Origin of the sequence: Pseudoalteromonas phenolica, assembly GCF_005886345.1 — a bacterium.
Taxonomy (GTDB): domain Bacteria; phylum Pseudomonadota; class Gammaproteobacteria; order Enterobacterales; family Alteromonadaceae; genus Pseudoalteromonas; species Pseudoalteromonas phenolica_A.
Genome location: NZ_PNEC01000049.1, coordinates 1 through 10,042 on the forward strand (window position 1 = coordinate 1; position 10,042 = coordinate 10,042).

The 10,042-nt window shown below is 39.5% G+C and carries 10 protein-coding genes; 5 read left to right on the top strand and 5 right to left on the bottom strand.

Translation table 11 applies throughout. From position 1 onward, the window contains the following. Positions 1–35: 35 nt before the first annotated feature. The 3 genes from CWB72_RS16465 to CWB72_RS16475 all read right to left on the bottom strand — a co-directional run bounded on the left by CWB72_RS16465 (position 36) and on the right by CWB72_RS16475 (position 3,761). Positions 36–1,163 (bottom strand): response regulator, encoded by a 1,128-nt coding sequence (locus tag CWB72_RS16465; RefSeq protein WP_138633624.1) that lies wholly within the window; start codon positions 1,161–1,163, stop codon positions 36–38. 70 nt (positions 1,164–1,233) lie between these two features. Next, complete coding sequence (locus CWB72_RS16470) at positions 1,234–3,183, bottom strand: hybrid sensor histidine kinase/response regulator (protein ID WP_138633627.1); 1,950 nt, start codon at positions 3,181–3,183, stop codon at positions 1,234–1,236. Between the two features lie 92 nt (positions 3,184–3,275). Beyond that, complete coding sequence (locus CWB72_RS16475) at positions 3,276–3,761, bottom strand: GNAT family N-acetyltransferase (protein ID WP_138633630.1); 486 nt, start codon at positions 3,759–3,761, stop codon at positions 3,276–3,278. 127 nt (positions 3,762–3,888) lie between these two features. Here CWB72_RS16475 and CWB72_RS16480 point away from each other — a divergent pair, with 127 nt between their 5' ends. From CWB72_RS16480 to CWB72_RS16495, 4 genes are all read left to right on the top strand, one after another. Then, positions 3,889–4,377, top strand: coding sequence for a glutathione peroxidase (locus CWB72_RS16480; RefSeq protein WP_436409862.1), 489 nt, complete (start codon positions 3,889–3,891; stop codon positions 4,375–4,377). A gap of 81 nt (positions 4,378–4,458) precedes the next feature. Next, complete coding sequence (locus CWB72_RS16485) at positions 4,459–4,740, top strand: peptidylprolyl isomerase (RefSeq protein ID WP_130254052.1); 282 nt, start codon at positions 4,459–4,461, stop codon at positions 4,738–4,740. Between the two features lie 93 nt (positions 4,741–4,833). Beyond that, positions 4,834–5,415, top strand: coding sequence for a glutathione S-transferase family protein (locus CWB72_RS16490; protein ID WP_130254053.1), 582 nt, complete (start codon positions 4,834–4,836; stop codon positions 5,413–5,415). A 21-nt stretch (positions 5,416–5,436) separates the two neighbouring features. Further along, the gene (locus CWB72_RS16495; protein ID WP_130254054.1) at positions 5,437–5,787 is read left to right on the top strand and encodes a DUF2750 domain-containing protein; all 351 of its coding nucleotides are present in this window, start codon (positions 5,437–5,439) and stop codon (positions 5,785–5,787) included. Here the strand turns inward: CWB72_RS16495 and CWB72_RS16500 are convergent. Next, positions 5,764–6,153 (bottom strand): VOC family protein, encoded by a 390-nt coding sequence (locus CWB72_RS16500; protein WP_130254055.1) that lies wholly within the window; start codon positions 6,151–6,153, stop codon positions 5,764–5,766. The genes CWB72_RS16495 and CWB72_RS16500 overlap by 24 nt on opposite strands. 104 nt (positions 6,154–6,257) lie before the next feature. After that, positions 6,258–7,883 carry a pyridoxal-dependent aspartate 1-decarboxylase PanP gene (panP, locus tag CWB72_RS16505; RefSeq protein WP_138633636.1) on the bottom strand — a complete coding sequence of 542 codons (1,626 nt, stop codon included), beginning with the start codon at positions 7,881–7,883 and terminating at the stop codon, positions 6,258–6,260. Positions 7,884–8,134: 251 nt separating this feature from the next. Between panP and CWB72_RS16510 the strand changes: the two genes are divergently transcribed. Continuing rightward, the gene (locus tag CWB72_RS16510; protein ID WP_138633639.1) at positions 8,135–10,012 is read left to right on the top strand and encodes an EAL domain-containing protein; all 1,878 of its coding nucleotides are present in this window, start codon (positions 8,135–8,137) and stop codon (positions 10,010–10,012) included. The last annotated feature ends 30 nt before the right edge of the window (positions 10,013–10,042 follow it).

The window sequence follows — 10,042 nt, forward strand, 5'->3', positions numbered from 1 at the left end:
GATCAAGTCAAGACTAATTCACGTAAAAGCGCTTTTTACTTCTTATTAATAAGAGACAAATCAGCTTCTATCTCTGCAAAGGCAGAACGGACTTTCGTAATAGACTCTTCCCTTGCCACTGAGTTTTGAATTGCTTCATCGACATTGGTAAAAATGAAAATTTCCTGATCTTCATCTAAGCCCATAGTCGGAATTCGATTCTCGAACTGCTCTTGTAAAGAGCGAAACACTTCTTCGTTATGCTTACGATTATCGTCTAGTAAAGTCATCAACCCTGTAAATTTACTGTGCACCATAGAAATGACTTCAGACAAGTTAGCTTGCTGCTCTTGAAGTTCTTGTCTAGTTAAAATCGACCTTAACTGCTGCTCCGTCACGCTCACGATAAAGCAAATATGATCACGAATTCGACCATGCTTTTCTTCATCATCATCAGGCATATTCAGGATCAATAGACTTAGATCGTCATAATTAACTAGAATGCGGTTTTGAAATTCATGTAGACGTCCTTTAGATTTCAGAATTTCAAACAACTCTAAAACAATTGGTGAGCACAGACCTGAAGATGCGAAGTGCTGTCTCTCATCATCTATTCTCAGCTCCATGTTGCAACTTAAACCAAAGCTCGATAAACAGCTGATCAATGCTTGAGCTAACTCAGTGACATTGTCTATCAGACCTATTTGCTCAATATAGTTAACAATTTGACCCATTTCACTGCTGGTCGCCATTGCAGTAAACGCAGTACTGGTTGCATCCTCAATTTGCTGCTCTAGACTTTCTTTTTCTAGTAAAATTTGTCCTAGATTACTGAGTTTGCTTTTTAGCTCACCATGTGCAAAAGGTTTTACAATGTAGTCTTCTGCACCGACAGAGTAACCTTCCATACGTTCTTCAACTGAACCTCGAGCCGATACAAACATAACCACAATGTCTGCAGTTGCAGGGTTTGCTTTAATTTTTCGACATACTTCATAGCCATCCATACCTGGCATGCTGACATCGAGTAATACAACTTGTGGGGAAAACGATTCAAGCACCTCCAAGCACTCTGGACCGCTTTCTGCGGTAACGAGTTGAAGGTCTAAATCGTCTAAAATTTCTTCAATGATCTCTAAATTAAACGGTTCGTCGTCAACGGCTAAAATACGCTGTAATGCCATGATCTATTCCTTTTCTTGATACCTTTAGAATAGTTATAGTCTTGGTTAAGCTAATTTGCTAAACCATTAATTAATTTTGTTTCTCTAATGGTAACTCAATCAATACTGTTGCACCGCCCTTTTTATTGTTCTGAGCGCAAATATAACCCTTATGTAGTAGTATAAACTCTTTACAAATAGCTAAACCAAGACCTGTTCCACCAGCGCCACTATTTGTCTTACTACTTTGTACAAATTTAGAAAATACCTGCTCTAACTCTTCTTCAGGAATGCCTACACCATGATCGCTGATCATCAAGCGTACTTTAGATTCTTCGAGTTCAACATCGACTTCTACCGTACTGTTTTCAGGGCTGAACTTAAGCGCATTACCAAGTAGGTTACGAACCACTTGATTTAATTGTTCTTGATCACAGAACATAGGAAGCTTATCGACCGGACTGTTTATTTGGACCTGAATGCACTTTTCTAATGCAGAACCTGCAACATCTTCAATACCGGTTTTAATAATCGTCATTAAATCATGATTACCCGGGTTAAATGGAAAGTGCCCAGCATCTAACTTTGATAAATCGAGTAAATTATTCAGCAATAGCAACAAACGTTCACCGCTAGTCTCTATTCTTGATAGATATTTTTTAAGTTTATCTATGGGAGTTTCACCTGCATTAAGTTTATCTAAACCAAAACGGGCAAAACTTAAAATAGAATGCATAGGTGTTCTGAGTTCATGAGACATATTGGCCAGAAACTCGGATTTACTTTGGTTAGCGGCCTCGGCATCATCTTTTGCTTTTTGCAGTTGCGCCGTTCGTGCCTGCACCTCAACTTCTAAGACCTCTTTAGCTTCCTCTAATAATTGCTGTTTCTTTTTTAGTTGCGTTACATTTTTCAATATAACTGCAAATGCCATTTCACCATGGTGATCAATTTCAGTGAAAGTACCCATGAGTGGAATAGGGCCACTTTCTCTTGGTAACAATAATTCAAAATTAAAATGCCGATGTGCACCTACATCTTGAATCTCAGTTTTTAAACCAATCGATGTTTCGGTATCAAATAACTCAAAAATGGAGTGCTCAGGTAAGGCTTCAGGTGATAATTGCAATAACTCTCCACAGGCATCATTGGCTTCGATGATTTGCCCAGAACGAGAGAACAGCATAATAGAGTCTGGAGTATGTTTATAAATGACTCGAAGCAAACTATCCCGCTCGATTAATGCATCAACGGTATCTTGCAGCCGCTCAACTAGCTCTTGGTTATGGCGTTTAAGTAATTCAGTTTGCCAAAGTTTATGTAATGATTGTAATAACTCACTATCATCAAAAGGTTTAATTAGTACGTCTTCAACCCCTTGCCTAATTGCTTCCATCATATCGACTTGATTTGCTCTAGAAGTAAATAACAAACAGCGGCAATTTGGAGAAACCGCTTTTAAAGCATTAAACACTTCTAAACCCGTGCCTTGCTCTAGATTGAAGTCACTTATGAGTAAGTCCACTTCATTGTCTTTTGCAAGCTCAAGTGCTTCTTCTTTATTGTGCGCAGTAACAACGGGTAGCTGAGCACCTCTTAAACTTGTCGCTAAAGACTCCAAACGCTCATGATAATGGTCAACCAATAATACTTTAGGTAACACCAGCCTAGAGTCTATGCCGACCTCAAGCACGCGTTCGAGTAAGTTGGTAATCTCTTTATTAGCAAAGAAAGGGTAAATAACGATGCCATTCGGTAAAGCTCGATTGAACTGACTGAACACTTGTAAATGCTCGGTGTTGTCTGGCTTAGGTGCCAACAAAATCAATTTGGGGTGCGACCTCAGTTCAGATAAAGTATCGAGATAATCACTTGGTATACCATGCGCAATTGCAATAACATCGTATTGATTAAAATCGAACTGCTCTTTCAACATTCGATAGTGAATGTGTTCCACAGCACCGCCTAACAGTTCGAACAAAACTTTTAGGCGCATTGCCAGCACACTGTTACTATCAATGATCAGTATTTTATTAGACATAATGTATTCTTTTACTCTTTATATAAACTAGATGTGCACTCTAAAATTGACATAGCGTTCAATTGAACGAGATTTTTTATAATGCAAACTGCTCAAAGATGCTTCCCTAGAATAGTCAAACTATAAGTCTGATCATCCATTTCTGCCACTTGAGGGAGTTCTCCCCATACCCTGTAGTTTTGCTGCTCAAATAACTTGATACTTGGCACATTGTGCGAAAACACAAAACCGAGTAACACTTTCAGACCGATTTTCTTACCATGATCTTCTGCAAACTTGAGCAACTGCTTGCCAAGACTTTTCCCTCTGGCACTCTGTGTGATGTAAATACTAATTTCTTTGCAGTTTTGGTAGGCAGGACGACCATAGAAATCTTTATAACTGAGCCAGCCCAACACCGTATTTTCTGAACAATATACAAACAGTGGCGAAGACGCTGAATGACTGTGAAACCAAACTTGCCTTGATTCAACAGAGACAGGCTCTGTATCTGCCGTAACCATGCGACTGGCAATCGTCTCATTATAAATTGACACGATTGCTTCTAAATCAGATTCTTGTGCATAGCGAATATTCATACGTTTTACTCTACAATGATCGTGACTGACAAAGAAAACGTATCTTAAACCAGTCAAATTTAAAAAGGGAAAACATATGTGTAAGTATTTATTAAAACTAATAATTTTGTGCTATGCAGTACTTTCTATGCCATCGCAAGCTGAAAGCTGTGATGACTTTACCAATGTATCAATGCGTAAACTCCATGCTGAAGAGTCTATAAACTTTTGCGAATTTAAAGACAAACCACTGTTAATCGTTAATACCGCAAGTAACTGCGGCTTTACAGGCCAGTTTAAAGAGCTAGAAGCATTACATAAAAAATATAAAGATAAAGGCTTAGTGGTTATTGGCTTTCCAAGTGACGACTTTTTCCAAGAAGAAAATGATGAAGCTGACACAGCTGAAGTTTGCTACGTCAATTATGGTGTAACTTTTACCATGCTATCAACAACGGCAGTTCGTGGAGATGATGCAAATAAAATATTTAAGCATCTGAATAAAGAAGCCGGCGCTCCGAAGTGGAATTTTTACAAATACTTGGTCTCTGCCGACAGAAAAACTGTTCAACGATTTAATAGTCGTACCAAACCGCTTTCAGCAAGTTTAACTCAAGCAATTGAAAACGCACTCTAATCATTGCATGAGTTAAAATTATATCTATACTAGACTAAATCATGAGTTATTTTGACTCTGACACAGGATTACGGAGAATTTATGACAGTTGCAAGCGCAAGACATATACTGGTAGAAAGCGAAGCTCTTTGCTTAGAATTAAAAACAGAAATTGAGCAAGGCGCAGACTTCGCTGAACTTGCTAAAAAACATTCTAGTTGTCCATCAGGTCAAGATGGCGGAGAACTTGGTGAATTCGGCCCAGGTATGATGGTACCAGAATTCGATAAAGTGGTATTTTCTGCACCCGTTAATACGGTCCAAGGCCCAGTTCAAACTCAATTTGGCTATCATCTACTTGAAGTTACTAGCCGAACAGAATAATAGTTTCTCAAATTAAAGTCGCAATAGCGGCTTTTTTTATATCTGCTTACCTTGTATAGCTTTCAAAAATATAACACCTATAGGTAATATCTTATGCATCTTTATGGTTCTGATACCTCCCCTTACGCTCGCCGCATTCGCATGTTTGCCCATTATCATAAACTCGATTTACCTTACACTTGCCTCGATATATTTGCGCAAGATGATCGACAAACCATGGTTGAGCATAATCCGACTCGGAAAATCCCATTTCTGACCGATGGCGAATTAAACATCGCCGATTCAGGGTTAATCATGCGTTATTTAACGGAGCAAAAACAGCTAAATGAAATGACTTGGTGGCAGGCAAACCAACTTGTGCAAATAGATGCCTGTAATGACTCCTTTGTTGAGCTGCTTATTTGCAAACGCTCTGAATTTGACACCTCGGAAGACAGGTTGTTTTTCAATCTACAGAATGAACGAGTGACAGCGCTTTTAGGTTATTTAAATGAACAATGTGTGAAAGACGTTTTTTTAGAAAGCAGTTATCTAAAGATCAGTTTATACTGCCTGCTGGATTGGATCTTGTTTCGCGATCTATATGACTTGCAAAACTTTGATGAATTGCTGGCTTTCCATCAAACACAAAGCAATTTGCCTGGTGTAACGCAAACCGATCCACGACACTCTTGATAGCTTAAACAGGATAAAATGATGAGCGAAATCGAAATTGAATCAGAATTAGTCACATTTGTTGAGCAAACCCGTCTTGGTGCACAGGTTTGGGCTTTGGGTGCAGAAGATGGTGGCGTCGTTGTTTGCGAGTCAAACCAGTTTGAAAATGCGGATGTTCTTTTACTATGGGACAGTGAAGAAAAAGCAAAAGCGCAATGTAAGGACGAGTGGCAATCCTATAGTCCTATGGCCATTGACCTTGATGAACTACTTGACGAATGGGTAGAAGATCTTAATGAAGATCAAGCACTGTTTGGACTTAACTGGAACGATGAGAACGTTTGCGTCGAAATCGAGCCTACAGGTCTAGCCCGCGCTTTGTGCGATTAACGCAATCAGCGTCCCTTCAATAGCACGCACATAGGCTTGTGTGTGCTCTCCCTTATGATTTGGTGGCATGAGCGGTTCGGCACCAGCTGCAACAGCCCTGTCATAACTCTCAATCACATTTTCACACTCGATACATAATTCAAAACCTAATGCTGGTTGTTTTGGATGACTGCGAATATAGCTTTGTTTAAACTGCGCTTGCGCCAAAGGATGCGAAGCAAAGCCAAGCGTCACCATTCCTGTATCTAACTCACCATAATCAGCTGACTCAGTTAGGGCTGTGGTAGCAAAACCAAAAGCTTGGTAGTAAAAATCTAATGCCTCTTCTACTGAATCGACATAAATTATTGTTTTTAAATACTGCATATTTCATTTTAAGTTCAACCTGCGTAACTTAAGCATACTATTTGAACAGCATAAAAAAAAGCCAACTTATAAAGTTGGCTTTTTTACTATCAATCTCTTACTGCTTATAAGTATTTAGCTAAATATTTTTTGAAGATAGGATCGCTTTGAGCTAATTGTTTTTGCTCTTCAAGAATTTCTTTAAGCATAGCTTCAGAAGTCAAAGGGTTGGCTAATACCACTCTAAATACAACGGTAGGCTGATTTTCATACTGTGCTGGCGTTAAACGTGTACGAGAAACAAATGAGCGTCCAGCTTCACGCTGACGTTTTTGCATACTTGCCGTGAAGCGGTTTAACGCGGCATAAATATCAATCTTTTCCTCTTCACTTGCGTTTGCAATGGCAAATTTAATTGCCCGAGGTACATAGCGATAAGTTAATAAGCAAAGTTCAGGCTCTGACACGAGCTCAAAATCTTCTTCTTGTTTTATCAGCTCTGCAAAATATTTTGCTTTAGCAATGCCTTTATCTATGAGCATTTCATAACCTTGGCGGCCAATGACACGTAAACAAGCATGTACTAGCATAGCCATACCTGGGCGGCTACCTTCTAGTGTATGACTACCTAAATCTTTTGAGCCTTTACGAAGAATGTATTCTGCGTGATGCTCAATAGCGTCTGTGGCATGTGGGTCTTTAAACAGCACCATGCCTGCCCCCATAGGTACATACATTTGCTTATGTGCATCAATGGTAATAGAGTCTGCACGCTCAATACCGGCTAATAAGGTACGTGCATTCGCTGATAATAAAGTTGCCCCCCCCCAAGCTGCATCGACGTGAAAATGACAGTTTAACTCTTGGGCCAGATCAGCCATCTCATTCAGAGGATCAATGTTACCTGTCTCAGTTGTACCTGCGACGCCAACTAAAGCCATGACCTTGATGCCTTGAGCTTCAAGTTTCAACGCTTTCTCGCGCATAGCCTGAACATCAACTTTATTATTATCACTGGTTTTAACGGCAATGAAATTGTCACGACCTATACCCAATACATCAGCTGCTTTACCTAATGAATAATGAGCTCGCTCAGATACCAATACAGCTAAGCCCTTATAGCCATAGTGCAGCATTGCGGCAACTAAGCCTTGGCTATTTATGCCTTTAAAGTCACCTTGCGGTTTTAATAGGCAATTACGTGCAATCCAAAGTGCAGTAATATTGGCAATAGTACCACCTGAACAAAAAGCGCCGAGTGACGTTTTAGCACTGTGCATCCATTTGCTATAGAAAGATTCGTCAGCACCATATGCAAGATGGTGCATCATGCCTAATACTTGGCGCTCTAGTGGCGTGAATGCCTTAGAAGTCTCAATTTTTACTAAGTTTTGATTTAAACCTACCATCAGCTTAGATAGCGGTAATACAAAGTGTGGTAAGGCTGAAGTCATGTGACCAATAAAGCTAGGGGAAGCCGTGTGCACCGAATGCGCAACTAGCTGTTCCATAATGTCTTGAGCATAATCAGACACAAACATAGGCTCTTCAGGGATCGCAGCTGATTGAAAGTCTTTTTCAACTTCATGCAAAGGCTTTTCAATTGCAGCAATATTCTCATTCAAAAAGCCAACCAAATTATTGGAGATTTCCAGTTCAATCTTACTTAAAGTTGAATCTGGCGCTTCTGGCACCGTAAATATACGCATTAATGTTTCATCAGAAGCTACTGCACAACGCTTAGGACCCATGTTTCTACCTAGTTAACCCAACCTGTGCCGAATAAAATCACACAGGCCTTATAATTCTTATATGACTAAACCGCTAACTGTACTTTAAGTTTTCATTAAAGTCTCGTTTTGCACCTATAAAACTTAAACATGCTCAATATACAAGTGTAAAAGCACAATCTTGATGTGGACTTAAGTACTTTATTTGCCTAATATTTAGATAAAAAGTGATCACTCTAAAAACTCTCTGCTTTTTAGAATAAGGATTAACAATGATCAGAAGGACCTCGCCAGCAAATATCTTATTTGCAGGCTTCTTTATTTTTCTAACCTGCCTCGTCAGTTATGTTTATTATACATACGAGACAACAAGACAAACCATCATCAGTGAAATTGACAATCAGCTTTTATATGCAGCCAAAAGTGCTCAGCTAATAATTGGTGAACAATACCATGATGATTTAACCAGTGTGACACCTGAACAATATCAGCAACTCAGCCAGAAATTATCAAAACTAGCAAATACCCTTGAAGTCGAATATGTTTATAGCATGGCTTATGAAGCCCCTTTTGTATTGTTCACTTCTTCAAGCTTTACTCAAGCAGATTTAAGGGAGGATAAACTCACTCAATTTTTAGATCCTTACCCCGAAGCAACAATTAGTAATAAAGGCGCTTTTCGTTCCACTGAGCCAGTCTACGAAATATCAGAGGACCAATGGGGTCGATTTAAAACCATTTTTGTACCTTATATAAACCAAGCCGGAAAAACCTACTTGGTTGGAGCTGATATAACGACTGATTCAATGCAAGCACAATTAAATGCCAGTGTAACCCGCGCTATCCTCAGTGGTAGCTTTTTCTTTTTTATCGCTGTGCTTGTCGCTAGTTTTTACTTTTTGCTTTACCGAAAATCTTTAACGACCGATCCCCGAACTGGTTTTGGAAATCGAATTGCCTTAGAGCACGATATAAAAAATTACAAACGAGAGCATTTAAGCCTCGCCATCGTAGAAGTACATGAGCTTGAAAATATTGTCAGTTTTTACGGCGCCAGTGTGGGGGATCAAGTCATGAGCAAAGTGATGAGCTACTTTGCAGCGCAATCTAGCTCTATTTATGTGTACCGACTTGCCACCTCAAAGCTGGTGTTACTCTGTGATAGTGAGCGTGGGGAACACTTTTTAAGTAACTTAGTTCAGCAGTACCCTGTCAGCTCACCGATTTTACAGCGCCCACATTTATACATTCAACTCAATGCAGGCATTGCCGAAGGGAATAAATCACTATTGCTTGAAAATGCCTATGTTGCATGTCGACAAGCTATACAGCAAAAAGAGCTGGTCTGTATTTACAGCATAGACAAACATGAGGCTAAACAATTACAACATACCCGTCTTGCTATGGCCAAGACCTTAAATGATGCCTTTTCACATAATCGTGTTGTCGTCTATTTTACACCTCGTTGCTCACCAAATAATGACCATGTTTATCAATACCTTTGCAACGCGAGAGTCCTTGATGAGCAAGGAGGAATGATAAGTGATGAGGCTTTTTCTGAGGTTGTGAAACAATCTAGAATGGAAGGCCAGCTAACAAGACACATTTTCTCTCAATGTGTCACCCGCTTCAGAAAGTCAAAAACTGCATGGGCCATACATCTAAGCTATCAGGATGCGTCAGACCCTCAACTGATTGATTTTATCTCCCAAGAACTTCGTCGTTATCCGCAACCAAGCCTGATCACATTCGAGTTAGATGAGCAGGATGTTTTAGATAACTTCAATGCCATGGCTGTAGCAATCAATATACTCAAAGGTAAAGGCGTAAAGATCTTAGTAAATTCTGTCAGCAGCGGCTTATTAACCGTAAGTAGAGTAATGAAACTCAGCATCGATGCCATAAAATTAGATGACGCAATTGCATCACATATTGAAAGTGACGAACAAGTTTTAAAATTCATTAAGCATTTAGCACGATTGTGTAAAGAGCGTGAAATACAGTTAATTGTCGGCAATGTTGAATCAGAAGCACAATACGAATTGCTATGTGCAGCGAATATTAACTACTTACAAGGGCCATTTATAGGCAAAGCAACGCCTCATGTAAAATGCCCCAATGAGCAGAGCGATTACCAAGCGAGTGCTTAAGAACACTTTAATACTAAACAACAAAAAAGG

What these genes read in the sequence shown, in the direction of transcription:
- CWB72_RS16480 (WP_436409862.1), top strand. Translation starts at nt 3,889, where the DNA reads ATGCCATCGCAAGCTGAAAGCTGTGATGACTTTACCAATGTATCAATG.
- CWB72_RS16465 (WP_138633624.1), bottom strand. Translation starts at nt 1,163, where the DNA reads ATGGCATTACAGCGTATTTTAGCCGTTGACGACGAACCGTTTAATTTA.
- CWB72_RS16470 (WP_138633627.1), bottom strand. Translation starts at nt 3,183, where the DNA reads ATGTCTAATAAAATACTGATCATTGATAGTAACAGTGTGCTGGCAATG.
- panP (WP_138633636.1), bottom strand. Translation starts at nt 7,883, where the DNA reads ATGGGTCCTAAGCGTTGTGCAGTAGCTTCTGATGAAACATTAATGCGT.
- CWB72_RS16500 (WP_130254055.1), bottom strand. Translation starts at nt 6,153, where the DNA reads ATGCAGTATTTAAAAACAATAATTTATGTCGATTCAGTAGAAGAGGCA.
- CWB72_RS16475 (WP_138633630.1), bottom strand. Translation starts at nt 3,761, where the DNA reads ATGAATATTCGCTATGCACAAGAATCTGATTTAGAAGCAATCGTGTCA.
- CWB72_RS16510 (WP_138633639.1), top strand. Translation starts at nt 8,135, where the DNA reads ATGATCAGAAGGACCTCGCCAGCAAATATCTTATTTGCAGGCTTCTTT.
- CWB72_RS16485 (WP_130254052.1), top strand. Translation starts at nt 4,459, where the DNA reads ATGACAGTTGCAAGCGCAAGACATATACTGGTAGAAAGCGAAGCTCTT.
- CWB72_RS16495 (WP_130254054.1), top strand. Translation starts at nt 5,437, where the DNA reads ATGAGCGAAATCGAAATTGAATCAGAATTAGTCACATTTGTTGAGCAA.
- CWB72_RS16490 (WP_130254053.1), top strand. Translation starts at nt 4,834, where the DNA reads ATGCATCTTTATGGTTCTGATACCTCCCCTTACGCTCGCCGCATTCGC.